The organism is Streptomyces sp. Je 1-332, assembly GCF_040730185.1.
GTDB lineage: Bacteria > Actinomycetota > Actinomycetes > Streptomycetales > Streptomycetaceae > Streptomyces.
Map to the genome: position 1 here is coordinate 7,857,574 of NZ_CP160402.1, position 24,374 is coordinate 7,881,947.

The 24,374-nt window shown below is 70.2% G+C and carries 22 protein-coding genes and 1 pseudogene; 11 read left to right on the forward strand and 12 right to left on the reverse strand.

The annotated features are described in order from the left end of the window. Window positions 1-203 precede the first annotated feature (203 nt). Together ABXJ52_RS35385 and ABXJ52_RS35390 are read left to right on the forward strand one after the other, a co-directional pair. Window positions 204-1,868 carry a sulfite oxidase gene (locus ABXJ52_RS35385; protein ID WP_367047990.1) on the forward strand — a complete coding sequence of 555 codons (1,665 nt, stop codon included), beginning with the start codon at window positions 204-206 and terminating at the stop codon, window positions 1,866-1,868. Window positions 1,869-1,981: 113 nt separating this feature from the next. Then, entirely contained in the window at window positions 1,982-2,560 is a 579-nt protein-coding gene (locus ABXJ52_RS35390; protein WP_367047992.1) for a hypothetical protein, read from the forward strand. Between the two features lie 12 nt (window positions 2,561-2,572). On the opposite strand, the gene ABXJ52_RS35395 is transcribed toward ABXJ52_RS35390, so the two are convergent. The 3 genes from ABXJ52_RS35395 to ABXJ52_RS35405 all read right to left on the reverse strand — a co-directional run bounded on the left by ABXJ52_RS35395 (window position 2,573) and on the right by ABXJ52_RS35405 (window position 6,395). Continuing rightward, window positions 2,573-4,117, reverse strand: a complete 1,545-nt coding sequence (locus ABXJ52_RS35395; RefSeq protein WP_367047993.1) for a sulfatase — start codon at window positions 4,115-4,117, stop codon at window positions 2,573-2,575. Between the two features lie 101 nt (window positions 4,118-4,218). Next, window positions 4,219-5,646 (reverse strand): HAMP domain-containing sensor histidine kinase, encoded by a 1,428-nt coding sequence (locus tag ABXJ52_RS35400; protein WP_367047995.1) that lies wholly within the window; start codon window positions 5,644-5,646, stop codon window positions 4,219-4,221. After that, window positions 5,643-6,395, reverse strand: a complete 753-nt coding sequence (locus ABXJ52_RS35405; protein ID WP_367047997.1) for a response regulator transcription factor — start codon at window positions 6,393-6,395, stop codon at window positions 5,643-5,645. Before ABXJ52_RS35405 ends, ABXJ52_RS35400 begins: the two co-directional genes overlap by 4 nt. Window positions 6,396-6,581: 186 nt before the next feature. Between ABXJ52_RS35405 and ABXJ52_RS35410 the strand changes: the two genes are divergently transcribed. The 3 genes from ABXJ52_RS35410 to ABXJ52_RS35420 all read left to right on the forward strand — a co-directional run bounded on the left by ABXJ52_RS35410 (window position 6,582) and on the right by ABXJ52_RS35420 (window position 9,900). After that, window positions 6,582-7,445, forward strand: coding sequence for a class I SAM-dependent methyltransferase (locus ABXJ52_RS35410; protein ID WP_367047999.1), 864 nt, complete (start codon window positions 6,582-6,584; stop codon window positions 7,443-7,445). Beyond that, window positions 7,442-8,128, forward strand: coding sequence for a GNAT family protein (locus ABXJ52_RS35415; protein ID WP_367048001.1), 687 nt, complete (start codon window positions 7,442-7,444; stop codon window positions 8,126-8,128). The genes ABXJ52_RS35410 and ABXJ52_RS35415 overlap by 4 nt, the downstream gene beginning before the upstream one ends. Before the next feature lie 104 nt (window positions 8,129-8,232). Then, window positions 8,233-9,900, forward strand: coding sequence for a helix-turn-helix domain-containing protein (locus ABXJ52_RS35420; RefSeq protein ID WP_367048002.1), 1,668 nt, complete (start codon window positions 8,233-8,235; stop codon window positions 9,898-9,900). Window positions 9,901-10,194: 294 nt separating this feature from the next. Here ABXJ52_RS35420 and menC read toward each other — a convergent pair whose 3' ends face one another. The 5 genes from menC to ABXJ52_RS35445 form a co-directional block, all read right to left on the reverse strand. Next, the gene (gene menC, locus ABXJ52_RS35425) at window positions 10,195-11,295 is read right to left on the reverse strand and encodes an o-succinylbenzoate synthase (RefSeq protein WP_367048003.1); all 1,101 of its coding nucleotides are present in this window, start codon (window positions 11,293-11,295) and stop codon (window positions 10,195-10,197) included. Window positions 11,296-11,337: 42 nt separating this feature from the next. Beyond that, window positions 11,338-12,156 carry a GNAT family N-acetyltransferase gene (locus ABXJ52_RS35430; protein WP_367048004.1) on the reverse strand — a complete coding sequence of 273 codons (819 nt, stop codon included), beginning with the start codon at window positions 12,154-12,156 and terminating at the stop codon, window positions 11,338-11,340. Next, window positions 12,153-13,244 (reverse strand): M20 family metallopeptidase, encoded by a 1,092-nt coding sequence (locus tag ABXJ52_RS35435; protein WP_367049474.1) that lies wholly within the window; start codon window positions 13,242-13,244, stop codon window positions 12,153-12,155. The genes ABXJ52_RS35430 and ABXJ52_RS35435 overlap by 4 nt, the downstream gene beginning before the upstream one ends. Before the next feature lie 237 nt (window positions 13,245-13,481). Next, window positions 13,482-14,414 carry an acetylxylan esterase gene (locus tag ABXJ52_RS35440; protein WP_367048006.1) on the reverse strand — a complete coding sequence of 311 codons (933 nt, stop codon included), beginning with the start codon at window positions 14,412-14,414 and terminating at the stop codon, window positions 13,482-13,484. Between the two features lie 44 nt (window positions 14,415-14,458). Continuing rightward, the gene (locus ABXJ52_RS35445) at window positions 14,459-15,355 is read right to left on the reverse strand and encodes an SGNH/GDSL hydrolase family protein (RefSeq protein ID WP_367048007.1); all 897 of its coding nucleotides are present in this window, start codon (window positions 15,353-15,355) and stop codon (window positions 14,459-14,461) included. A gap of 107 nt (window positions 15,356-15,462) precedes the next feature. Between ABXJ52_RS35445 and ABXJ52_RS35450 the strand changes: the two genes are divergently transcribed. Both ABXJ52_RS35450 and ABXJ52_RS35455 read left to right on the forward strand, forming a co-directional pair. Next, window positions 15,463-16,695, forward strand: coding sequence for a helix-turn-helix domain-containing protein (locus ABXJ52_RS35450; RefSeq protein ID WP_367048009.1), 1,233 nt, complete (start codon window positions 15,463-15,465; stop codon window positions 16,693-16,695). A 3-nt stretch (window positions 16,696-16,698) separates the two neighbouring features. Continuing rightward, window positions 16,699-17,838, forward strand: a complete 1,140-nt coding sequence (locus ABXJ52_RS35455; RefSeq protein ID WP_367048011.1) for a winged helix DNA-binding domain-containing protein — start codon at window positions 16,699-16,701, stop codon at window positions 17,836-17,838. 24 nt (window positions 17,839-17,862) lie between these two features. Here the strand turns inward: ABXJ52_RS35455 and ABXJ52_RS35460 are convergent, their stop codons facing one another. Together ABXJ52_RS35460 and ABXJ52_RS35465 are read right to left on the reverse strand one after the other, a co-directional pair. Then, window positions 17,863-18,951, reverse strand: coding sequence for a polyprenyl synthetase family protein (locus ABXJ52_RS35460; RefSeq protein WP_367048013.1), 1,089 nt, complete (start codon window positions 18,949-18,951; stop codon window positions 17,863-17,865). Next, on the reverse strand, window positions 18,948-19,364 hold the full coding sequence (locus tag ABXJ52_RS35465) for a VOC family protein (RefSeq protein WP_367048015.1): 417 nt from the start codon (window positions 19,362-19,364) through the stop codon (window positions 18,948-18,950). Before ABXJ52_RS35465 ends, ABXJ52_RS35460 begins: the two co-directional genes overlap by 4 nt. 143 nt (window positions 19,365-19,507) lie before the next feature. Here ABXJ52_RS35465 and ABXJ52_RS35470 point away from each other — a divergent pair, with 143 nt between their 5' ends. After that, window positions 19,508-20,623 (forward strand): hypothetical protein, encoded by a 1,116-nt coding sequence (locus tag ABXJ52_RS35470; RefSeq protein ID WP_367048016.1) that lies wholly within the window; start codon window positions 19,508-19,510, stop codon window positions 20,621-20,623. A gap of 11 nt (window positions 20,624-20,634) precedes the next feature. On the opposite strand, the gene ABXJ52_RS35475 is transcribed toward ABXJ52_RS35470, so the two are convergent. Further along, a complete protein-coding gene (locus tag ABXJ52_RS35475) occupies window positions 20,635-21,003 on the reverse strand; it encodes an STAS domain-containing protein (RefSeq protein WP_367048017.1) in 369 nt (122 codons plus the stop codon). A gap of 208 nt (window positions 21,004-21,211) precedes the next feature. Between ABXJ52_RS35475 and ABXJ52_RS35480 the strand changes: the two are divergent. Then, window positions 21,212-21,857: pseudogene (locus tag ABXJ52_RS35480) on the forward strand (DNA alkylation repair protein). A 29-nt stretch (window positions 21,858-21,886) separates the two neighbouring features. Here ABXJ52_RS35480 and ABXJ52_RS35485 read toward each other — a convergent pair. Further along, window positions 21,887-22,462, reverse strand: coding sequence for a TetR/AcrR family transcriptional regulator (locus ABXJ52_RS35485; protein ID WP_367048019.1), 576 nt, complete (start codon window positions 22,460-22,462; stop codon window positions 21,887-21,889). Between the two features lie 96 nt (window positions 22,463-22,558). Between ABXJ52_RS35485 and ABXJ52_RS35490 the strand changes: the two genes are divergently transcribed. After that, window positions 22,559-23,509, forward strand: a complete 951-nt coding sequence (locus ABXJ52_RS35490) for an alpha/beta hydrolase (protein WP_367048021.1) — start codon at window positions 22,559-22,561, stop codon at window positions 23,507-23,509. A gap of 64 nt (window positions 23,510-23,573) precedes the next feature. Further along, window positions 23,574-24,353 carry an NAD(P)-binding domain-containing protein gene (locus tag ABXJ52_RS35495; RefSeq protein WP_367048023.1) on the forward strand — a complete coding sequence of 260 codons (780 nt, stop codon included), beginning with the start codon at window positions 23,574-23,576 and terminating at the stop codon, window positions 24,351-24,353. Window positions 24,354-24,374: the final 21 nt, after the last annotated feature.

A 24,374-nucleotide genomic window follows, 5' to 3' on the forward strand; every position in this document is an offset into this window, starting at 1 on the left:
CGCACGGCAGCCGCTGCCGTGCGCCTCGCCCGCGCGGAGCGACGTGTGCAGAGCCTCTCTGCCAGTGATTCGTAGCCGACGGGCGGACGGATGGGTCTCGTTTTCCTGGTCGAAGGGTGAGGGAGCGGCTGGCAGCCTTGCTGATTCCTCCACATGGGGGAGGGCGACCAATCCGTACAGGGGCGCGGGTACGGATAGCGGGTGTGAAAGACGAGCTGAGGACATCACGGCGCCGGACCGCGTGGCGCCTTCTGGGGCTGGGCGCACTGAGCGGACTACTGGCGGCCTACGCCGCACTGGCGGTCGCCGAGTTGGTGTCCGCCGCGGTGCGCCCCGAGTCCGGACCGGTGGTGGCGGTCGGCGGGGCGGCGATCGACCGTACGCCGTCATCGGTCAAGGACTGGGCGATCAGAGAGTTCGGGACGAACGACAAACTCATCCTGCAACTGGGCATTCTCGGCGTCCTTACCCTGTTCGCGCTCGTCCTCGGTGTCGTGGCGGTCCGGTACCGTCGCAGCGGCTCGGCCGGTGTGCTGCTGTTCGGCGTTGTGGGCGCGCTCGCGGCAACGAGCCGCCCCGACTCCACGAGCGTCATGGACGGGCTGCCTTCCGTGGTGGGCGCGGTGGCGGGAGCCGGGCTCCTCTACTGGCTCGTGGGCCGGCTTCGGTCGCCCCGCCCCGCGTCCGCCCCCGCCGCAGGGACGCCGGGGGAGAAGGACGGGACGGACGGTCCCGTGGACGAGCCCGGCCAGCCTGCTCGGCAGTCTGGCCGGCAGCCGGGTTGGGATCGTCGGGGGTTCGTCATCGCCGCGACGGCGGCAGCGGCCGCGTCGACCGGCGCGGGTCTGCTGGGCCGGTCCCTGAACGGCTCACAAGGGAAGAACGCCGTCGAGGCCCGCAGCCAGGTGACCCTGCCGGCCCCCGCCTCCGCGGCCGCCCCGGTGCCCAAGGGCGCCGCGCTGCGCGTCCGGGGCATCAGCTCGTTCGTGACGCCCAACGACGACTTCTACCGAGTCGACACCGCGCTGGTGGTACCCAAGGTCGATGCCAACGCCTGGAAGCTGCGCATCCACGGCAAGGGCGTGACGCGGGAGCTCACGCTCACCTTCGACGACCTGCTGCGGATGGAACTGGTCGAGCGCGACATCACGCTCGCCTGTGTGTCGAACGAGGTCGGCGGTCCGTACGTGGGCAACGCCCGGTGGATCGGCGTGCGCCTGGCCGACCTTCTGAAGCGCTGTGGTGTGAAGCCGCCCTCGCGAGGTGGCCCCGCGGATCAGCTCGTGGCGCGGTCGGTGGACGGCATGACGATCGGCACCCCGGTCGAGGACGTGATGGACGGCCGTGACGCGATGCTGGCGCTCGGCATGAACGGGCAGCCGCTGCCGTTCGAGCACGGCTTCCCGGTGCGGATGATCGTGCCGGGACTCTACGGATACGTGTCCGCCTGCAAGTGGATCAAGGACATCGAGCTCACCACGTTCGACGACTACGACTCGTACTGGGTGAAGAGGGACTGGGCCCGCGAGGCACCGATCAAGACCCAGTCGCGTATCGACACCCCCAAGCCCTTCGCCCGTCCCGAGGCGGGGACCGTGATGGTCGCCGGAGTCGCCTGGGCCCAGCACCGCGGAATCCGGAAAGTGGAGGTCCGTGTCGACGACGGGCCATGGCAGGTCGCCGACCTGGCCGCCGAGGACACACGCGACACCTGGCGCCAGTGGTCCTTCCCCTGGAAGGCCACCTCCGGAGGCCATACCCTCACCGTCCGTGCCACCGACGGGACGGGCGAGACACAGACGGAGAAGCGCACCCGCCCCATCCCGGACGGAGCCAGCGGCTGGCACTCGGTGGTCGTCACCGTCTGAGGAGGACGACGGCAGCTCGGTTATCCCCGCTTATCCCCGCCCGCATTGGGCACCGATCCAGACGGTGCCGCCTTCAGGGGGAGTGAGCGCGGATGTTGAGGATACGACCGGCAGTGCTCGCCCCTCTGATCGTCATCCCCGCGGCGACTTTCATCGTTCTGCTCATCGACGGCACCGCTTTCGAGTCCGCCCCGCGGCAATTGCCGGACTATCCGTGCCCCGCCTCTGCCACAGCCGAAAAAGGTGTCCGCCCGACGGACTTCACCGAGTCGGCGCGGCCCTACGCAGGCGCAGGGCCGCACTTGGTGACTTCGGACGACTCATTGCTGGTGGACCGGATGCCCGCCCACTGGAAGGTGCCGCCCCGGCGGGACGCCACCACGTCCGAGCTGGTGGTGTGCGCATACGAGAAGGACACCGGTGAGAGGGTCGAGGACTGCCGCTACCACCACGGCATCACCTTGCCGCTGACGAAGGCGCGTGCCACCTACCGGTTGTTCGAGGCCAAGACCTCCAAGCTGGTCGCCGGCTTCCAGTTCAAAGGGGAGGGCGGCTGCCCCCGGTCGATCCACTACTACAAGGGAAATCCCCCCTCCTCCCTGCCTCAAGACATCGACCAGGAGGATGTGATCGCCAAACTCCGGCCCTATGTCGAAGGGCCAGTCAGGAAGGGAAGCGGGGAACTCCGGTAGGTGTCAGGGCCTTCAGGTGCCGTCGAGTTGGGCGGCCTTCTTGCACTCTTCTGCGCCGTCGCAGGCCTTGAGCCGGGCCAAAGCGCCGTGCAGCTGCTCGCGGCGTTCCTCTGACAGAGCGTCTGCCGTGTTCTTCAACTGCAACGGGTCGGCCTTGAGGTCGTAGTACTCCCGCTCCCCGGTGGCGTACTCGACGTACAGCTCGTCGGGGGTCCTGATCGCCTCATAGGTGGGCGGGTTTCCGGCCTTCTCCGGTCCCGCGTCCGGATCGTGTTTCTTGGACGCGGAACGGCGGTGTTCGATGAGCACGGCTTCTCGCCCGTCTTCCGCCGACTTTCCTCGCAGCAGGTCGGCGAAGCTCTGTCCGTCGGTGTCGGCATCCGGTGTGACTCCGGCGAGGTCGAGGAAGGTGGGGTTCAGGTCGGTGTTCTGCGTGAGAGCGTCGACCTCCGTGCCCGCCGGCACTCCGGGTCCGGTGACGGTCATCGGCACCTTGATGTCGGTGTCGTAGGCGGTCTGCTTTCCCGGTCGCAGGCGGTGCTCACCCATGTGGAAGCCGTTGTCGGAGCTGAACATGAAGTAGGTGTTGTCGGCCATGCCCTTGGCCTTGAGCTGCTCCTGAAGGCGTCCGATCATCGTGTCGATGGCCTGTACGGAGCGCACCCTCTTGGCGAAGTTCTGGTCGATCTTCCGCTGTTCCTTCTCGGTGAGCGGGGCAAGCTCCCGCTGCCACTGCGGGGCGTCTTCGGTGGCGCGGTCGTACGCCTCCGTGCGGGGCGCCTTCAGGTGGGGATAGGAGTCCGCGTCGCGTGGGGCCGGTGTGGCGGGGCCGTGCGGGGTGAAGGGCGAGAGCTGGAGCATGAACGGCTTCTGCTCCTTCGCCGAGGCATCGATGAAGGAGCCTGCCTTGTCGGAGATCACGTCCGTCAAATAGTCCTCAGGGTCTTTCCCGTAGTGGCGGACCGTGCCGTTCTCATTGAGGTCGTAGTCGAACTCGGGGTAGCCGTTACCGGCGACAGCCCACTCGTCCCAGCCCGGCGGGACGTACCCCTTTGAACCGTTCTTCTTCTCCGCCGGCTGGTAGCCGTTGAGGTATTTGCCCATGAAGCCGGTCCGGTAGCCGGCGTCCTGCATCTTCGGGGCGTAGCAGCGCTTCTCGTTGCCGTTCTTCATGAACGCGCCGTAACCGCCGTCGTCGCCGGTATTGGTGAACACGCCCGTGTTGTGGGGGAAGTCGCCGGTGAGGATGGTGGAGCGGGAGGGGCAGCACAGCGAGTCGGTGACGAAGAAGTTGGAGAGGCTCGCGCCCTCCTCCTGCATCTTGCGGACGTGCGGCATGTACTGCACCAGATTCGATGACAAGTCATCGGTGAGCACGTACACGATGTTCGGCTTCGAACTGTCCTGCTGATTCGAACTGTCCTGCTGAGAGGCGGACTTGTTCGTGGACGTATTCGACGGACCGGATTCCGCGCCACTGGAACAGGAGGACATCAGGACGGCCAACACCGCACACCATGCGGCGAGCAGTGTGGGGCGACGTCGTGCACCCGTCATGAGCATCACCTCCGCGATTAGGGGTCGAGAACGCCCCGGAGGCTAGCGGCCCACTTTGTGGGATTCTTGTGACGCGCGGCGGCCCGTGGCCGACCCGCCGGCTACCCCTCCCGGGCCCCCGCGGCGGCGAACCGGATCTCGGCGCGTGTTCCGCGGCCGTCGGGGACTTCGTCGAGCCGCAGCGCCGCCCCGTGCAGAGTCGCCTGCTGGGCCACCAGGGCGAGCCCAAGACCATGACCCTCGCTGTCGGGCGCGCGATGAAACCGTTCGAGGACCGTCTGCCGCAGGTGGGGTGCGATGCCCGGCCCGCTGTCGTCGACCCGCAGCACCACGACGCCCCGTTCGGTACGCAGGGTGACCCTGACGTGCGCCTGGCGACTGTCCGGATCACGGCCGTGGGTCAGGGCGTTCGCGAGCAGGTTGTCGACCAGGGTGCGCAGTCCGTGCTCCCAGCCACGGATGACGCATGCTCCGGTCGGCAGGTCCAGGCGCAGGTCCGCTTCCGGGTGACGGCGCCTCGCGTCCTCGGCGGCGGCTTCGACGATGTCCGCCATGTCCACCGGAACCATGGCTTCGTGGCTTGCCAGCTCCCCTCGGCCGAGCTCCCGCAACATGACAAGCAGACCCAGCATCCGGTCGTGTTCATGACTCAGGTCATCGATGATCTCGCGGAGTTCGCCGGGCTCCAGCCCCTCCCATTCGGCGAGCACATCCAGATTCGTGCGCATGCTGGTCATGGGGGTGCGCAGTTCGTGCCCGGCCGTGGAGGCGAAGGACCGCGCTGTCTCCAAGGCACCCCGGGCGCGCAGTACTTGCTCGTCGTAGCGGGCGAGCACGGTGGTGAGGGTGCCGGCCAGCTCGTCCACCTCACTGACCCCGGTGGGCGCGTGCTCGAGCCGAGCCGAACCGACCGCCGGGTCCAGGCCGCCGGCCTGACGCTGGAGCAGACGCAGCGGGCGGCTGGCCCGGGACGCCGCGAGCCAGGCCAGCAGGGCCGAGAGCGGTGCCGCGCCCAGCGCCACCCATACGACACGGCTGCGGACCGAATCGAGTTGTTCACGTCCGGCGCTGTCCGACGCGAACAGCCACAGGCGGCCGTGCACGCCGGGGTGCGAGCCGTCGATCTCGCGCACCAGAACCCGCCAGCTGTCCCTGCGTCCGCCGCCTGCCGACGTGCTCGCTTCGACGGTGACCGGGCCCGTCGCCGCGGTCGGCAGCTCCGTGCCCGCGGGTGGCTGCGGCCCACCGGCGACCACTCCTGACGGCCCCTCGACACGGACACCCACGTCCAGTGCCGCACCGAACATGGCGCGCTCGCGCTGCTGGGCGATGACCGGCTTGCCGTCCGCCGTGACGCGCAGCAGCCGACGGGCGTCCTCGACGACGCTCGCCGCACGCTTGCGCAGGTGCGCGTCCTGTTCCGTGTGCAGGTCGTGCGCGATGAGCAGGAACAGCGACCATCCGCACAGCACCACGAGAAGCGGCACTCCGAGCCCGGCGATCAGGGTGATGCGCGTCGCGAGCCTCACCCGGTGCCCGCCCGGTCGTCACGGAGTACGAAGCCGACCCCGCGCACGGTGTGCAGCAGCCGGGGCCGTCCCCGGGCCTCCGTCTTGCGGCGCAGGTAACTCACGAACGTATCCACCACATCGGTACGTACGGCGACGTCGTACCCCCACACTCTGCTCAGCAACTGATCACGGCTCAGCACGAGACCGGCGTTCCGGGCCATCACTTCGAGCAGCGCGAACTCACGCCGGGTCAGGTCCAGGTCGTGGCCGTCCAGCACCGCACGGTGCGCGGCCGGGTCGAGCACCAGCCCGCCCACCCGCACCGTGTGCGCGCCTCTCGCGTCACGTTCACGCGCCCCGGCGCTGCGGCGCAGGAGTGCGTCGAGGCGCAGCACGAGTTCCCGCAGGGCGAAGGGCTTGACCAGGTAGTCGTCCGCCCCCGCCTGGAGGCCGGCGATACGGTCCTGCGTCTCGTCCAGTGCCGAGAGCATCAGGAGCGGTACGTCGTCGCCCACTTCGCGCGTCCTGTGGCACACCTCGATGCCGCTGATGTCGGGCAGCGACACGTCAAGGACCACGGCGTCCACGCTCTTCCGGCCGAGGATCTCCAGGGCCTCGGCCCCGCGGCCGGTGAGCTCGACGTGAAAACCGTTCACGCGCAGACCTCTGCCGAGCGACTTCAAGATGGCCGCGTCGTCGTCCACCACCAGGACCCGCCGCGGGCACGCTCCATCGCCAAAGCCCCCGCTCGTGGCCGCAGTCGGCATGCACCCTCCCGCCCCAGGCACTCGCGTCACCACGAAGCCTAGCCTCCGCATCCGACAGGCCCCTCATCCGAGTTGAAGGCCGAGAACGACGCTCCGCGGCGGAAATCCCAACTGAAGGAGTGATGAATGTGCTCGCAGGAGTGACGCTCCTTGCTGGGGCGCCGACAGAGTTGTGACCATCGCCGGATGAACGGACAGAAGCGGAAGGCCGAGTTGGATGGCGTCGCCGAAACGACGCTATGGACGTTGCACCACCGCGCTCTGGCCGCGAAGCACCCTCGCTCGGCACTGCGGGACCCGAAGGCGATCGAAGTGATCGACGCGGTCGACTACCCCTTCGAGGGGCGGTTCGGCACCGGCAACTGGGGCTACGCCCAAGGGATGGCCGTACGGGCGCGGTGTTACGACCGCGAGGTGCGACGTTTCCTCAGGGACCACCCGGACGGCATGGTCGTCTCGCTCGGGGAGGGTCTCGAGACGCAGTTCTGGCGGGTGGACAACGGCCAAGTCCGCTGGCTCGGGGTCGACCTGCCCGAGGTCGCGGCCCTGCGCCGACGGCTGCTGCCGGATGAGCCACGGCACCGGACACTGCCCTGTTCGGCCACCGACACCCGGTGGATGGACGAGGTCGACGCCTCGCGCGGGCTGCTGATCCTCGCCCAGGGGATGCTGATGTATCTCCCCCGGGAGGTCGTGCACCGGCTCATCGAGGACTGCGCCGCCCGGTTCCCGGGAGCGGAGCTGGTGTTCGACACCCCGCCTGCCTGGATGGCCGCCCGCACCGAACGCGGCCGGTGGAAGTACCCCGCCGGATACCGCCCGCCGCCGATGCTCTGGGGGATGACACCGGCGGAACAGCGCACGCTGCGCGCGGTGCACCCGAACGTCACCGCCGTGCGAGCGGTTCGCGAACCACGGGGCCGGGGCTTCCTCTGCGGGTGGGTCCTGCCCCTGGCCAACGTCCTTCCTGCGTTCCGTGCGCGGAAGCCACTCTGGGTCACGCGCGTGTCGTTCGGCCCGACGCAACATCACCAAGGAGTCAGCAGATGACGGAACGCCTGGAAGCCGAGCGAGAGCAGATCCACCTCTGGCCTCCGCGGGAAGCGCCCCTGGCAAGCGTCGATGAACGGCCGCCCCCGGTGCCGGAGCAGCGCGGGGTTCTCGTCGAGGGCGGCACGCTGCGACTGCGGGAGTTCCTGCCCAGCGACGTCGACGGCGTACTCGGCATCTTCGGCGACCCCCGTACGACCCGGGAGTTCGGAATGCCGCCCTTTCGGCGCCCCGACGCCGCCGCACTGGTCGAACAGGCCAGGGCAGGCGCCCGGCGGACGCCCCGCACGCACTACCGCCTGGGTGTCAGCGAGATCGCCACGGGTGAGTTGATCGGCTCGGCGAAGCTGATCGTCGAGGATCAGTCGGGCGAGGGCGGGATGGTCCGCGTCGGTTACCGCAGCGCGGAAGTGGGGCTGGCCCTGCGCGCCGACCGGGTCAGCGTGGGCCACAGCGTCGAGATCGGCTTCCTGCTGGGCGTCCTCGGCTTCGACCGGCTCGGCCTGCACCGCGTCTGGTCGGGTTTCATGCCGTCGAACGTCGCCGCGCAGCGAGCCATCGAGAAGGCCGGCATGGTGCGGGAGGGGCGGCTGCGCCACTACGGGCACGTGGACGGCGTATGGCACGACATCGTGCAGTACTCGATTCTCGAGGACGACTGGAAGGCTCTGCGCGGCCGCTGAGCACGTGACGCCGCCCTGCCGGTCGGTACGCGGCGACGATTTCCCGTCGCCAACTTGTTCCCCCACACGAACGTCAGCGACGGTCGCCCTCTTAGCCTGGGGTGGTGACCAGCGACGTGCCGACGAACCTTCGCACCAGCCTTGCCCGCGTGCTCGACGACTTCAGCCCTGCCCTGCTCGATCTCGTGCACGGCAGCACCGAGCCGGCGGAGCCGTCCGAGCGGACCGGTCCGACCGACGGGCTCGGCGGGGTGGTGATCCATGACCCGGGGGACGTGGTCGCGTACCCGCCGCGCGCCATCGTGCTGGGCGTGGGCGTCTACGGGACGGAGGCGATCGCCCGGCTCATGCGCGAGCTGGGAGAGCACGGTGCGGCGGCCCTCGTGGTGCGTGGCCCGGTGGAGCGGGACGAGGCGCTGGCCGCGGCTTCGGCGGCCTCGGGGGTGGTGCTGGTAAGCCTGACGCAGGGCGCGTCGTGGTCGCAGCTGACGGAGCTCCTGCGGACGCTACTCACCGAGGGGGACGTCGGTGAGACGGGGGTGGAGTCGCTCGGGGGAGTGCCCTCCGGTGATCTGTTCGCGCTGGCCAACGCCGTCGCGACGCTGCTGGACGCGCCGATCACGATCGAGGACCGGCGTCAGCGCATCCTGGCGTTCTCGGGCCGTCAGGACGAGGCGGACCAGTCGCGTGTCGCCACGATCCTGGCCCGCCAGGTGCCGGACGGATATCTGCGGATCCTGGAGAGCCGCGGCGTCTTCAGTGAGCTGTACCGCAGCGACCGCCCCGTGCACATCGCCCCGGCCACGGTCGAGGAGGGGGAGACGGCCATCCCGCGCGTGGCCGTCGCGGTGCGCGCCGGTGACGAGTTCCTCGGGTCTGTGTGGGCCGCGGTCGAGGAGCCGTTGACCCCCGATCGCGAGCAGGCGTTCCAGGACGCGGCGAAGCTCGTCGCCCTGCACCTGCTGCGCCACCGGGCGGGCGCCGACGCGCAGAACCGGCTCAGGGCCGACCTCGTGAGTACCGTCCTCGAAGGCGGCACGGGTGCGGTGGACGCCCTGGCCCGGCTCGGCCTGGTGAACGAGCCCACGGTGGTGATGGCCATGGGCCTGGCCGGGGCGAAGAGCGATCACGCTCAGCTGGCGGCGGAACGCCAGCGGCTGACCAGCGCCCTCGGCATCCACCTCAACGCGGTGCAGCCACGGTCGGCTCTCGCTCTCCTCGGCGACGTGGCCTACGCGGTCGTCCCGGTACCCGCGGACCCGGCGGCCGGCCGGGAGCGTGCGGTGCAGATCGCGGACAACTTCCTGGAACGTGCCGGAAAGTGGACGCGGGTGGTGATCGGCATCGGGTCGGTGGCGACCGAGCCGTCGGCGCTCGGCCGCTCACGCACCAGGGCGGACCGGGCGCTGCGGGTGCTGATGAGTGACCTGGGCAGCAGGCGCGTCGCCTCGATCAGCGACGTGCACGTCGACGCGCTGCTGCTCGACCTGCGGGACCTGGCCGCCGCGCAGGGGGACGAACTGCTCGGCCCGGTGGCCCGGTTGGTGGAGTACGACGCCAGACACCGCTCCCACCTGGTCGAGACGCTGCGCGCGTGGCTCGACGCCTTCGGCGACGTCATCGCCGCGTCGGCGAGCGTGTTCGTCCACCCCAACACCTTCCGCTACCGCATCCGGCGAGTCGCTGAGGTGGCGCAGATCGATCTGGGGGACCCCTCGGTGCGTTTCGCTCTCATGCTGCAACTGCGATTGATGCAGCCCACCGTCACCTAGCAACCCCCGGGGGGGGCGACTCAAGTACCGTCTCCCTACGTCTCTTCGATGGCGGGCATCGGCTCTCAGTGTCGGCGCACGGATCGAACTCGTCGACCTGAGCAGGCAGGCCGCTTTCCTCAGCGGATGGCATCCGGGCGGACCCAGGCGCCGCGAACTCTGCTGTATATCGCTGGTCCAGAAGCCGATGTGATCGAACCTGGCTCCGTCGGACGAGTCCCAGGGGCTGCCCGGAGCCCCTTCGATGAGCTCGATGAAGGGCGGCAGTCATCCGTCCATGATCCCGCAGAGCCCCTACAACTGGATCCATTCCTTGGCCGTCGTCACCCCTTCAAGGATCGCGTCGACCGGCTCCACGCCGAGCCCCGGTCCGGTGGGCACGTCGAGGTGACCGTCGGCGAGTTCGAAGGGTTCGGTGATGTCCGTGGCGAAGTAGCGGCTGGAGCCGGAGGTGTCGCCGGGCAGGGTGAAGCCGGGCAGCGCGGCGAGCGCGACGTTGGCGGCGCGGCCGAGTCCGGTCTCCAGCATGCCTCCGCACCACACGGGAACGCCGTGGGCCACGCACAGGTCGTGAATCGCCTTGGCCTCCAGATAGCCGCCGACCCGGCCCGGCTTGACGTTGATGATCGAAGCGGCGCCCAGCGTGATGGCAGCGGCGGCGTCCTCGGCGGACTCGATGGACTCGTCCAGGCACACCGGCGTACGCAACTGCTTGGCGAGCGCCGCGTGTTGCACCAGGTCGTCGTCGGCCAGCGGCTGCTCGACCAGCAGGAGGTCGAACGCGTCGAGCTTGGCGAGCTGACGTGCGTCGGCCAGGGTGTAGGCGGCGTTGGCGTCCACCTGGAGCAGCAGGTCGTCGCCGAAGCGCTCGCGCACGGCGTGGACCGGCTCGATGTCCCAGCCGGGCTCGATCTTGAGCTTGATGCGCACGTAACCCTCCTCGATGAAACCGCCCACGGCGTCGAGGAGTTCGGGGATCGAGTCCATGATTCCGACCGAGACACCGCACGGCACGCGCTCACGCTCGGCGCCGAGGAAGCCGCCGAAGGACTGCCCCGTGGCGCGCAGTTGGGCGTCGAGTACGGCGGTCTCCAGAGCCGCCTTGGCCATCTTGTGGCCCTTGAACGGCTTCAGGGCACGCTTGACCGCGTGGGCGTCCGCCACGGCGGGCAGCGCAGGGATCAGGAAGCGGCGCAACACGTCGGCCGCCCCGTCGACGTACTCGGAGCAGTAGCGCGGTTCGGACATGGCGACGCACTCGCCCCAGCCCTCGCCGTCGGGCGTGACCACGCGCACAAGCAGGACGTCGCGTGCCGTCTCGACGCCGAAGGAGGTCCGGAACGGCGCCCGGAGGGGCATCGCGATCCGCCGCAGTTCAATTCCGTTGATCTTCATGGTGCTTGGGCTCCTGGGGGAGGGGCGAGCGAGGGGTCGGGGCTACGCGGTGGTGTCGCGCGTGACGACGTAGGAGGTGCGGTCGTGGAAGCCGGTGACGCGGGCGCCCTCGGCAAGGAGGCCGCCGAGCACGTCGCGCATCGCGAGGCGCCACTCCTTGGCCGCGCCGGGGTCGGTGCGACGCAGCCCCTCGATGTCCGGCGGGACCTCGACCAGCAGCGCCGCCGCGTCCCTGCGGCCGACTACGGGCAGGCCGTCGCGTACGGACAGAGCGGTGGCGGCATTGTCGGGCACCGCCACGGGTGCGAGGCGTGATTCCGAGGCGGCGACCGCGGCGTCGTCGTTCAACTCCCAGGCAATGAGCGCCCGATCGGTGTCGTCACCGCCGTTGATCACGTCGTCCATCGCCCCGTAGAAGCTGGTGAGGTACTCGACCGGCCAGCCGCCCAGCTTGGTCAGGTTGAAGTGGGCGTTGCGCCGCACCAGCGGGTCGTAGGTCCACGTGATCCGTCGCAGCCCACGGGTCAGGGCCCACTGGCGCTGGTGGAGTTTGAGAGCGAGTCCCGCTCCGCGGCCGGGCAGTGCACCGGTGACATGCGAGTGCAGGGCCGCGCCTGCCGGGGCCGCGAAGAAGGCCACGGACGCGCCGACGAGCCGGCCGCCTTCGAAAGCTCCGGCGACGTAGTTGCCCGCGTGGGAGAGCGCCCGCATCTGCTCGACACCCATGGGGGAACTGCCGGGGGAGCTGCCCCAGATCTCCTCGAACAGCGCGTTGGCTCCCTCCAGTTCGCGCAGTTCGTGCAGCTCCCGTACGACTAGACCGTGCGGCGTGGGCGAATCCTGTACGCCGATGGCACTCACCGGGCCACCTCCTCGACGAGGGCGGCGAGCAGCCGGGCGCGCGGAACCATCTCTGCCACGATCAGGTGCTCGTGGTCGGCGTGTGCTCCGCCGCCGACAGCGCCCAGGCCGTCGAGAGTGGGGCAGCCGAGCCCGGCGGTGAAGTTCCCGTCGGACGCCCCGCCGACCGCCGCCGATGGCAGTGCGCCGAGACCCAGGCGCGCGGCGAGACGATCGGCCCGCTCGAACAGCTCGGCGGATGAACTGGTCTCCAGGGGAGGTCTGTTGGGGCCGCCGCGTACGACGAGGCTCGCCCCGGGCACGGTGGTCCTCAGCGCACGCATCGCCACGTCCACCCGCACCTGGGCGCTGAGCGTCGGGACACGGACGTCGACCGAGACGCGTGCCTCCGCGGGCACCGTGTTGGTCGTCGTACCCGCTCCGACCACCGTGGGGACCACGGTGGTGCGCCAGTCCCGCGGGGCATCGACGTTGATCTCCTCGGCCAGCGCGTCGAGGGCGAGGATCAGATGTGCGGCCTCCACCGCCGCGTTGACGCCCTTGTCCGGCTCGAGGCCGGAGTGGGCCGCCTTGCCCCGGACCACCAACTCGTAGGCGGAAGTGCCCTTGCGTGCCGTCTTCAGACCGCCGCCGTCCGCCGACGCCTCCAGAACGAAGGTCGCCGCACACTTTTGCGCCATCTCCTCGATCAGCGGCCGCGAGGCGTCCGAGCCGACCTCCTCGTCACCGGTCACCAGGACGCAGACCCCTTCCAGGGACGGCAGGGAGGCCAGGGCGTGGAACATCTGCACGAGGCCGGCCTTCATGTCGAAGATCCCCGGGCCGCGTGCGACGCCGTCTCTCACCGACCACGGGTGAGTGGCCAGCGAGCCCATCGGCCACACCGTGTCGTGGTGTCCGAGCAACAGCACCCGGGGTGTGCCGAAGGACCACCGCAGGTGCGTGACGCCGTCGACGACGATGCGTTCGGGCGGGGCGCCCAGGTGACGGGTTCCCTGGGCGGCCACCACGTCCGCGCTGTGCGCCACCGCGTCCAGATCGGACGAGAAGGACTCGCACACCACCAGTTCCTCGAGATCCGCGAGCATCGCGGGGAGGTGAAGCGCCTCATGCCCCGGCGTCGCCTCGCTCACTGCGTCCTGCCCCGGCATCGCACCCCTGACCGTGTGCGTGTCGGCGGCGGCCGTTCGGCTGTTCGGATCCTCGGTCACCTGCGACTCCTTCTCGAATACCTGCCTACGACGCTATTCGAGCCCGAAGCGACGCAGTTCGTCGAGGGAAACGAATATCCGGGAGCCGTTCCGTACCACCGGACGGCTCAGCCGTCAGTCCTCGTGACTCACCGCCTTGGCGTTGCGCCGGAAGTCCGACCAGGCAGGTGAGGTGCACGCGGCGCAGGTGTCGAAGAACTCGGCGCGCGCCTCTCGGTCGCCCATCAGGAAGTAGCGGAACCAGGCCGTGACAGGCCCTCGGAACCCGCCTCCGTCCCCGGCGGGGGTAACGTGCGAGGCGCCCGCCAACTCCCCGTAGACAGCGGGGACATGACCGGCGCTTTTGTAGCGGGGGACCACCAGGAGCTCGGGGATCACCACCGGGTCGTGCTCACCGCCGAGGATGAACATGGGGCCCTTGAGGTCGCTGATTCTGCCCTGAGGACCCGGCTCGACGGGCACGGTCACGTCGACGCGCGGGTCGGCACCGGCGTTGATCGCTCCGCCGCCGCCCTGCGAGTGCCCCGACGCGCCGACCTTGTCCAGGTCGACCTTCCCGTAGTACGGGCTTCGGGGATCGGCTTCGGCCTTCTTCAGCACGTCCAGGCCGTCGAGCATGGCGGCACCGGAACCGGACTGCGTGGTGTGCGCGGCGACCACGATGAACCCGTGGGAAGCGAGGTGCTTCAGAAGCCCGTCGTGGATCACCGGCGTCACGAACGAGCCGTTGCCCCAGATGATCACCGGGTGCTTCGCGCAGCCTCTGCTACCGAGCTCGGCCGGGCGCAGGATGGTGTGACTCAGCCCCGCGCGCTCCTTGGTCACGGCGAAGGGGCCGTCCTCGGCCCAGCGTCCGCCGACCGACGGGCAACTGTCGGCCGTGCGGGCGGCTGTAGCTGTATCGGGACCGGTGGGTGGCTGCGCGACTCCCTGGCCCGTCAGCGCGGCCGACAGTGCGAGCGACGTGGCCAGCACGGTGGCGGCTCGGCGCACCCAGGAGGCGGCCGGCACGGTGGCGGACCGCCACCGCCTCTCCATCTTCGGCATGGGGATCTCCTGTCCTGAGGTGCGGGTCCTGGGGCGGGGGGCCGTCACGGACGCGCCGCGGCCTCGGCGACGGCCGTCCCGAAGGCCGCCATCCCGCGGGCGTTGGGGTGCAGCGGTGCCGCGACGCTGGTGGGTACCAGGCCCTCGATGTAACGCTCGGCCGGGGCGGCGCAGGTGTCGTGTCCGGCGCTGACGGCGGCGGTGTCGACGAATGTGGCGCCGTGGGCCCGGCTCTGCTCGGCGAGCACGCCGTTCAGCTGGTTCACGCGGGCCTGGAGATAGTTGGCGTCCTTGTCCCAGAGGGGCTGGGTGGGCCAGCAGCCGTCCTTGCGGATGTAGGTGGCGTACCCCGCGACGACGATCCGGGCGTTCGGTGCGCGCCGGTGCACCTCGTCAAGGGCCTTGCCGAAGGTGGCGCTCCAGGCGGCGATGGCTTTCGCGGTGGCGTCGCCCTTGGCCGCGGCGGTGTCGGCGCAGGAGATCCCCGCCGGCTTCGGCAGGAGGTTGACGCAGCCGAGTGCCTTGCTGACGAGGCTGACGTCGTTGCCGCCGATGGTCAGGGTCACCAGGTCGGTGCTCGGTTCGAGGGCCTCGTACTGGGGCGGCAGCAGGCCGAACTGGCGGCCGGAGAAATCGCTGACCTTCGCGCCCGAGCAGCTGACGTCGGTGAGCCGCGCGTCCAGCGCCTCCGCGACGACGGCCGGGTAGTTACGCCCGGAGCGCAGGCACGACCACTGGCTCTGATCGGGGATGAGGGGACCCGCAGCGAACGAATCACCGATGGCGACGTACTCCAAAGGGTCCTCGGCCTGCGAAGACACCTGCGAAGACGCCTGCGAAGGCGACTGCGAAGACACCGCGCCGGCCGGAGACACTCCGAGGACGCAGGCGGACAGGGCGGCGGCCATGACCGCGGTGGTGCGGGCGCGTGTGGGGCGCACGGGCTCTCCTGTGTGGGGTGTACCGGGGGTAACGGACGCCCTTATGATCCGGGCCATCGCCGCCTTGGTGTTCTAGGCGCGCAACCAGACTTTCCGAGGGATCAGTTGTGACCGGTGACAAAAGCGTGAGCCGCTTCCTGATCGCCGACGTGCCGCGGCTGGCCGCGACCGTCACGCGGCGCATCGCGGACGACCTTCCGGTCTACGGGCGACTGCCCGCCGAGGAACTGCACGGGGACGTCCGGGCCATCGTCGACATGACGATCCGCGCCTTCGCCGAGGTGTTGCGCACCGAGCGCATGCCGCCCCCGGAGTTCCTGGAGACGGTGCGCCGCTCGGCGGCCAGACGCGCGGAGGAACGCCTCCCCGTGGAGGCGGTCGTCAGCGCCTACCACTACGGGGCCCGCATCTGCGTGGAGGAGGTGGCGGCGACGGTCGAACCGCACGACCTGATCGAGGCCCACCGGTTGCTGCTCGACTGCCTGCGGGAGATCACGGCCGCCGTCACCTCGGGCTACGTCGAGGAGAGCCAGTCGCTGATAGGGGAGCGCGACGCGGCCCGCCACACCGTCCTGTCCGCCCTCCTCGACGGCAGAGGCCCCCAACTCGACTCCGCGCACCTGGGGATACGCCTCCCGCCGTGCTATCTGGTGCTCGCCTTCACCATCGGGCGCCACCCCGACGAGGACCGCGAGGACGTCGACGCCACCGTGGCATCCCGCCGCAAGATCAGACGCCTGCGTACGGAGCTCGACCGCGCCCTCGGACATCCCGTACTCTCCCGCCTGTCCGCCGACGAGGGCCTCGCGCTCGTCCCGTCCGACGCCGCGCCGGACCAAGCGGCCGAGACCGACCGGGCCCGCATCGAGCGGCTGACGGCATCCCTCATCACCGTGAGCGGAGTCCCCCTGATCGCGGGTGTCGCCGCCAGTACCCCGGCCGATGTCCCGCACGCCGTCCGCCTCGCCACCGAACTGCGCGACACCGCGGCGGGCACGGGACGACCGCCCGGCGTCTACCCCCTGACCGCGCTGCTCCTCGACTACCAGCTCACCCGCGCCAGCCCGGCCCGCGCGCACTTGGCCGCGCTGCTGTCGCCGTTGACGGACGGCCCGGACCTGCCGACGACCCTGCGGACGTACTTCGCCTCGAACCTGGACCGCCGTGAGACGGCGGCGCGCCTGCACGTGCACCCCAACACCGTGGACTACCGCCTGCGCCGCATCGCCACCCTGACGGGCCTCGACCTCGCCGCCCACACCGATCTCCTGACGCTACGGGCGGCGCTGAGCGCGTACGACGCGACGAGCGTGGGGCGTGCGAGAAGGGCAGAATCCTGAACCGTGACGATCACCGCGCGTGAACTCAACCGAGCGACCCTCAGCCGCCAACTGCTGCTGGAACGTGAGCCACTGACCGTCCAGGAAGGCATGCGCCGCGTGGTCGCGCTCCAGGCACAGCAGCCGGTCTCGCCCTACCTCGCTCTGTGGAACCGGCTCACCGGTTTCACCGCGGCCGACCTCGACGCGGCGTTCACCGCGCGTTCGCTGGTCAAAGCGACCCTGATGCGGATCACGCTGCACGTCGTACACGCCGATGACTATCCCGCCTTCCGGGCGGCGATGCAGCCGACGCTGTACGCCTCGCGGCTCGGCTTCCGCTTCGCCGCGTCCGGACTGACCCCGGCGGACGCCGACGAACTGGTGGCGGAACTCCTCGGCTTCGCCGACCGGCCGCGGACCTCGACGCAGATGCAGGCGTGGGTCGAGGAGCGGCTCGGCGCGGAGCAGAAAGAGGGGGCGTGGTGGGGGCTCAAGGCGTACGCGCCGTTGCACCATGCCCCCACGGAGGCGCCCTGGTCGTTCGGCCTCCGACCGTCGTTCGTGGCAGCCCGAAAGGGGCCCGTACCAACAGGCCGGGCGGGGGACCCGCAGGCGCTGCGGACGCTGATCCTGCGCTACCTGGCAGGGTTCGGGCCCGCGTCGGTCGCGGACGTGGCGCAGTTCGCCATGGTGCAGAGGGCGCCCGTCCGCGCGGCGCTCCTCGCTCTGGGCGACACCGTCGAGCGGCTCCAAGGCCCGGAGGGGGTGGTGCTGTTCGACCTTCCCGGCGCCGCTCGGCCGCCCGCCGAAACCCCCGCGCCTGCCCGGCTCATGGCCATGTGGGACAGCACTCTGCTGGCGTACGCCGACCGCAGCAGGGTGATACCGCCGGCCTACCGGCCGTGGGTGATCAGGCGCAACGGCGACGTACTGCCCACCTTGCTGGTGGACGGGCAGGTCGCCGGTGTATGGCGCCAGCAGAAGGACGGCATCGAAGTCACGGCCTTCCACCCTCTGGCGCCCGCCACGTGGGACGAGATCGCCGACGAGGCCCAGTCCCTGACGGCCTTCATCGGTGACCGTGAGCCGGCGGTCTACAGCCGCTTCCACCACTGGTGGGCGAAGTTCCCCGAGGCCGAGACCGAAGTGCGGATGCTGTAGCGGCGCCGGCGGCGGAGCGCGACGTCATCGGTTCCGGTGGGTGTTCCAGAGCGGCAGCTGCTCGAAGAGGGCGACGGCTTCGCCGTTCCAGTGCCGGTGCCAGGTGCTCGCTTCGGCCGACGCGGCGTGGGCGTAGTGGTCGATGGTCTGCTGCAGGCGGATGTGGACGTCGTGGCGGTGGGCGATGTCGCGGATGCGGTCGATGGTCCACGGCGGGGAGTCGGCGCTGCCCAGAGCGGCCTTGACGGTCTCGTGCTCGTCATCGCTGGTGACGGCGAGGAGCTCGCGGGTCAGGTAGGTGTGACGGCCCGCCCGGAGATCGGCGCCCGCGGGCTTGCCCGTGACGTCGGGGTCGCCGAAGAGGTCGAGGTAGTCATCGCGTATCTGACCGCTGAGTCCCGCTAGTCGGGCATAGCGGCGCAGACTTTCCTCGTGTTCCGCGAGGTCCTGGCCCGCGGCGAGCAGGCCGAGGCGCATGGGGGCGAGGACGGTGTAGCGGGAGGTCTTGTACTCGCACACGGTCTCCAGCAAGCCGTCGTCGGCCGACGACCTCGATGAGTTCACATCGCGTTCCAGGTCGAGGACCTGGCCGAGCACGGTGTCGGTCGTCACCCCGAGCTGGACATCGAGCAGGGCCTGTTTGCGGTCGGCGGGCAGGTCGGCCAGGGACAGGACGCGCAGGGCGAGGAAACCGGCGAGGTCCGCCGTCATCATGGCCAGTCCCAGCGCGGCCTGCGGGTGGTCCGGGAGGTCTTCGCGGCACGCGTAGTACGTCGAGGGGCCGCCGCGTCGCGTCGGTGAGTCGTCCATGATGTCGTCGAGGATGAGCGCGTGGCTGTGGAGCAGTTCGAGACTCAGCGCGGCTTCCACCAGCCCCGGGACCTCTTCCCGGGTGACGAGACCGGCGGCCTCGTAGAGCAGGGTGGTCCGGATTCGTTTGCCGCCGCGCAGCGACAACTGCGCGAGAAGGTCGAGACATCGAGCCGGGAAGCGGCCCAGTCGCGCCCCGTTGAGGTCGTCCGCGAGTTCGGCGAAGTATCTCGCGAAGGACACTTCGAACCGCTGCTGATGAGCGGCGGCACGCTCCAGGGCGCTGACGGTGTGGCTGTTCACGGGTGTTCGGGCCGGCCTTCCCGCTTGGGCGCACTGCCGCTGGGCGCTCGGCTCAGGTCGACCACGCAGAAGAGGTTGTCGTCCGGGTCGGCGAGAACGATGAAGTCCGGGTCGGGTGGATAGAGGTCCCATGGGACGGCTCGCGCTCCCAGCGAGACCAGCCGCTGGACCTCTGTCTCCTGTTCCTCAGCGGTATCGGTGAAGAGGTCCAGATGGAGACGGGGCCGGGCTTCGGCCGGCGACGCGCTGTGCATCAGACCAAGAGCCCGTCCCGATCCGTCGGCATGGTCGAGCGTCCGCCATTCCTCGCTCTGCCACTCCTCGGTGGCGACCAGGTCCAGCGCCTGCGTCCAGAAGGCGACCGCACGCGGGATGTCGGCGACGCCGATCACGGGGATTCCGAGCTTCAGCATGCGTACGAGCCTAGAGCCCGTCACGACTACCGAAAGCACTGCCACGTCTTGTCACGTGCGTGGCTAGACCTCTGCGCGGCGTGGGCTCACGGTGGTTCCCTCTACCCACGCGGAGGGATTCAGCGATGAAACGAAGACGGTTTGTGGCAGGGACCATCGGCGCTCTCTCAGGGATCACGCTGGCTTCGGGCCAGGCAAGGGCCGACGCGCCGCTGACATCGCGCGCCCAGGGCTGGCAGCCCGTACCGGCACCCGGCAGCACCCCGGCCGCGCAGTTACGCCGCATCGCCGCAGCCGGGCCCCAACTGGCCTGGGCCGTCGGCGAGGAGGGGCGCGCCGGGCCTTCGCAGGGGCGGGCACTCGCCATGGTCTGGAACGGCAGCGCCTGGTCGAAGACCGACCTGTCGCATCTGGATTACGCCGGGCGGCTGAGCGACGTCGCCGGCACCTCCGCCGGCGAGGCGTGGAGCGTGGGCCTGCCCGCGGGGAACGCGAGCCCCCTGCTGCGCTGGGACAAAACCACCTGGCGCGAGGCGGAGTTCCCCGGCAAGGGCGAACCGGGAGTCCGACTCGAATCGGTGGCGATCGGCCCCGACCAGCGAGTCTGGATCTGCGGCAGCCGGGACGGCGCCGCCCGCCTGCTGCTGGGCGAGGGACAGAAGTGGCGATGGCTGGACCCCCTGCCTGGCGCGAGCGCCAGTCTGTACCGCATCGTGCTGCGCGCGCCCAACGAGGTCTGGGTCAGCGGCGACCAGGCTTCGGGCGGCGGATGGTCGGGGCTCGTGGCCCGCTGGAACGGTACGTGGACGGTGCTGCCCCCGATCACGGGCGCTCGCCTGAGCATCGGCGACGTGCACGCCGCAGCCCCGGACGACGTATGGGCCGTGGGCACCGACGCCGGTGTCGGCGGCCCTCCGGGACGTCCGGGCAACCCGGTCCTGGCCCACTGGAACGGCACGGCCTGGACAAAGGTGCAACCCGGCTTCACCGCCGGTGCGTTGAGCGGCATCGCGGCCGACGGGCAGGGCCGCGCCGCATGGATCTCGGGCTGGAACTACCAGGACCAGAGCCGCAGCACGTATCTGCGCCGGGACGGCAGCACCTGGTCCGTCGTACGAGGCCCGGCGAACGCGGCTCCCGCCCCGTACCTGAGCGACGTGACACCCATCCCCGGCACCGCCGGATTCTGGTCGGCCGGCATGACGAGCCCCACCCCGGCCCCTCCGACCGCGGCCTACACGGAGCGCTTCGGCGCCTGAGACGAACAGCGCTAGGGCATGCCCGGGGCGCCGTCCCCCGGGTCATGCCGCTCTTCGGTCCTGTCCTGCTCCGCCAGCAGCCCGTACACACCGAGGAGCTGGAGGATCTGCCGCACGGCCCTGGAGGGATGCAGCACGACGAGCCGGCCGCCCGCGGCCCGGCACCGTTCGTGATGCGACAGCAGGACGTTGACGCCGGAGGAGCCGATGAAGGTGACGTTCGCGAGATCCATCTCGACGCTCTTGGCCAGCAAGGGCTCAAGGACGGTCCTCAGCGAGGCCGCGCTGTCCATGTCCAGGTCCCCGCCCACACGCATCAGCACGGGGTCGAGACCCAATACCGTGTCGACATGCAGCGGCTGGGGTGTGGCGGGAGCCATGCTTCGTGGTCTCCTCGGTGCGCGGAACGGCTGGCCGGGCGGTAGATCGCTTCGTCGCGCATGAATATGCCCCGAAATGCCGAGCCGCACGCACGACGACACAGGGGGAACGTTGCTTGCGGGAACACGGCTAGGCTGACGCGCGTTCGAGGGGTACGGGCGTGAGGGACAGGAGACCGAGGTGGCCGGGACGGTGTTGGCCGAGGTGATGGCCGAGGTCGGCGAGCTCGAGGACCCGAAGGTACGCGCGGCGAACGAGAAAGCGCGGTGACGATCACGGCGTGAACCTCGGCAAGCTGCGCGCGCTCGCGAAGCGGCTGAAGACGCAGCACGAACTCGCACGCGAACTCTGGGAGACGGACGACACCGCGGCACGGCTGCTGGCGCTCCTGATCTGCCGCCCGAAGGCGTTCGAGCGTGACGAGCTGGACGCCATGCTGCGCGAGGCGCGCGCACCCAAGGTGCACGACTGGCTCGTGAACTACGTCGTCAAGAAGAACCCGCACGCGGAAGAACTGCGCCTGGCCTGGTCCGCCGATCCGGATCCCGTGGTCGCGAGCGCCGGCTGGGCACTGACCACCGAGCGTGTGGCGAAGAAGCCGGAGGGTCTGGACCTCGTAGGACTGCTCGACATCGTCGAGGCCGAGATGAAGGACGCGCCGGAACGCCTGCAGTGGGCGATGAACCACTGCCTCGCCCAGATCGGGATCGAGCACGCCGAGCACCGCGCCCGAGCCGTCGACATCGGTGAACGCCTTGAGGTGCTCAAGGACTACCCGACGCCACCGGGCTGCACGTCTCCGTTCGCCCCCGCCTGGATCTCCGAGATGGTGCGGCGACAGAACGCCCGCTAGGGCGTGCCAGGGCGCCGTCTCGCGTGTGATCAGTCAGGCGCGGGACCGTCGGCGAAGTGCGGCAGCACCATCTCGATCAGCGCGTCGACGTCCGCGTCGACCATCGGCTCGCCGGTCATGCCCATCCGGTGGAGCAGGACTCCGACGACGACGTCGATGAAGAACAGGACTCGGTTCTCCGGCTCGCCGAGCGCTTCCTGGAGCGCGATCCGATACGGGTCCTGCAACCGCGAGGAGAGGATCTCGCGCAGGGCCGGGTCGCTGACGGCGTCACTGAACACGCCCGCGAACGCGTCACCCACCCCGGGCTCGCCGATCTTCGCCGCCACCCAGCGGACGGTCGAGGTCATGAGCTCGGCGCGACTGGCCCCCTCCAGCGGCGCCGGGCCGAACGCGTCGAGAAGGCAGTCCACGATCAGTGCGCCCTTCGAGGGCCAACGCCGGTAGACCGTCGACTTCGCGACGCCGGCCGCGGCGGCGATGCGCTCGACGGTGGCCTGCCCGTACCCCAGCTCCCGCACCGTGCTGAGCGTGGCGGCGAAGACCGCGTCGTTGACGCCGGCGCGGGGGCGGCCCGGCGGCCGGGCGGATGTGGGCGAAGCCATACCCATACGGTACCTGTTTTCGCTACCTTAGGTTTCGATACTTCAGGTCGCGTAAATTGACTTCGGGTCGCGAAGAGCGCTGGGCAAGGAGAAGACATGAGCGAGGACACTGTGACGGAACGGCCGCCGGAGCCGGACTGGCCGACCATGACGAGCGAGGAGTTGCTCGTCTACCGCGAGGCGGAGAACCGTTTCCGTGCGTCCGGCGCGGCGCGGGCGTTCCTCGGGGACCCGGATCCCGGCGCCACGATCGAGTGGCAGGAGGTGGCGCTGCCGGGCCGGAGGCTTCCGGTGCGCGTGTACCGGCCGGCCGCTGATTCCGCACGCGGACCTGACCTCCCCCTCGTGCTCCACGTGCACGGAGGAGGCTTCGTGGGAACGGCGGTGCAGTGCGACTGGCCGAACAGCCATGTCGCCGCTCAACTGCCCGCGGTCGTCGTCTCGGTCGAACACCGCCTGCTCGCCCCGGGAACGCCCCTGTCGGCAGCGGTCGACGACGGCTGGGACGCCCTGGAGCACGTGGTGCGGCACGCCGCGCAATGGGGCGTCGACCCGGCGCGGACCGCCGTCTTCGGCGAGAGCTGCGGCGCGCTGATCAGCGCCCTCGCGGCGATACGGGCCAGGGAGGCCGGTCTGCGGCTCACGGCGCAGGTGCTGGTCAACCCCGCGGTCGATGTGTCCGCGACGATGTTCGACTACGCCTCGATCGCCGAGTACGGGTACAGCCCGACCCGCGCCGAGCCGCAGCTGCGCTTCTTCCATCAGCTCGCCGTACCGCCGGGAACCGACGGTCGCGCGCTCTCGCCGCTGTACGCGGACCATCTGAGCGGCCTCGCCCCGGCGCTCGTGGTGGTGCCGACCGAGGACGCGGTGGCCGATCACGGCCGCAGCTACGCCGAACGACTTCGGACGGCCGGGACGCCGGTACGGCTCACCGAGTACCCCGGATCGCGGCACGCGTTCCTCACCCTGCCCGGCGTGGACCCACAGGCAGGGGCCGCGCGGACGGAGATCGTCGAATTCCTCCGAACCGCACTCGCCATCTGACCACCTGTCCGACTCATATGACCCGTCTGACCTGACTGACCCGTCTGATCCAGGAGGAAACGCAGTGGAGAGCATCGGCATCAAGCGCATCGGCATCATCGGGGTGGGCGAGATCGGCCGGGCCGTCGTGACGGGCCTGTGTGACGGGACCGAGGAGTCGCCGGAGGTGTTCCTCTCCCCACGAGGAGCCCGTACGGCGGCGGAACTGGCCGCGCGCTACGAGGAAGTGGAGATCTGCGCCGACAACCAGGAGGTGGTGGACCGCTCCGAGGTGGTGATCATCGCCGTGCGCGCCAAGGACCGGCACGACGCTCTGGCCGGCCTGCGGGTGGACGGCGACAAGACGGTGATCAACGTGATGGCCGGTGTCGCCAACGACGACCTGCGCCGGACCCTGGCGAGCGACGCCGCGTTGGTCCGGGCCATCCCCCTTCCCTCCGTACGTGAACGCCGCTCCGTCACGGTGACCTTCCCGTCCCACCCGGTGGCGGACGCACTCTTCGAACGGCTGGGCGGGGCGCAGCCGGTGGCGGACGAGGAAGCCTTCAACGTCTGCTCCGCGCTGACGGGAACGCTGACCACCCACTACTCGTACCTCGCCACGCTCACGACGTGGGCCGTCGGCCACGGCATCGCGCCCGAGGACGCCGAACGCTACGTCCGCGGACTGTTCCAGGGTGTCGGCCGGGCCCTGAGCGACGAGTCCCGCTCCCTGAACCAACTCGCCGCCGACCACGAGACCCCGAACGGAAACAACGAACGCATCCGCACCACGTGGTTCGGCCCGGCCAACTCCCAGGCGCTCCACCAGGCCCTGGACGGCCTCCTCACGGACCTGAGGTGAGCCGGAGGGCCTGGCGGGGCC

Bases quoted from the DNA above. Each gene is read 5' to 3' on its own strand.
- ABXJ52_RS35490 (WP_367048021.1), top strand. From the start codon at position 22,559: ATGAGCGAGGACACTGTGACGGAACGGCCGCCGGAGCCGGACTGGCCG.
- ABXJ52_RS35475 (WP_367048017.1), bottom strand. From the start codon at position 21,003: ATGGCTCCCGCCACACCCCAGCCGCTGCATGTCGACACGGTATTGGGT.
- ABXJ52_RS35415 (WP_367048001.1), top strand. From the start codon at position 7,442: ATGACGGAACGCCTGGAAGCCGAGCGAGAGCAGATCCACCTCTGGCCT.
- ABXJ52_RS35485 (WP_367048019.1), bottom strand. From the start codon at position 22,462: ATGGCTTCGCCCACATCCGCCCGGCCGCCGGGCCGCCCCCGCGCCGGC.
- ABXJ52_RS35440 (WP_367048006.1), bottom strand. From the start codon at position 14,414: ATGCCGAAGATGGAGAGGCGGTGGCGGTCCGCCACCGTGCCGGCCGCC.
- ABXJ52_RS35435 (WP_367049474.1), bottom strand. From the start codon at position 13,244: ATGCTCGCGGATCTCGAGGAACTGGTGGTGTGCGAGTCCTTCTCGTCC.
- ABXJ52_RS35405 (WP_367047997.1), bottom strand. From the start codon at position 6,395: ATGCCGACTGCGGCCACGAGCGGGGGCTTTGGCGATGGAGCGTGCCCG.
- ABXJ52_RS35395 (WP_367047993.1), bottom strand. From the start codon at position 4,117: ATGACGGGTGCACGACGTCGCCCCACACTGCTCGCCGCATGGTGTGCG.
- ABXJ52_RS35410 (WP_367047999.1), top strand. From the start codon at position 6,582: ATGAACGGACAGAAGCGGAAGGCCGAGTTGGATGGCGTCGCCGAAACG.
- ABXJ52_RS35465 (WP_367048015.1), bottom strand. From the start codon at position 19,364: ATGCTGAAGCTCGGAATCCCCGTGATCGGCGTCGCCGACATCCCGCGT.
- menC (WP_367048003.1), bottom strand. From the start codon at position 11,295: ATGAAGATCAACGGAATTGAACTGCGGCGGATCGCGATGCCCCTCCGG.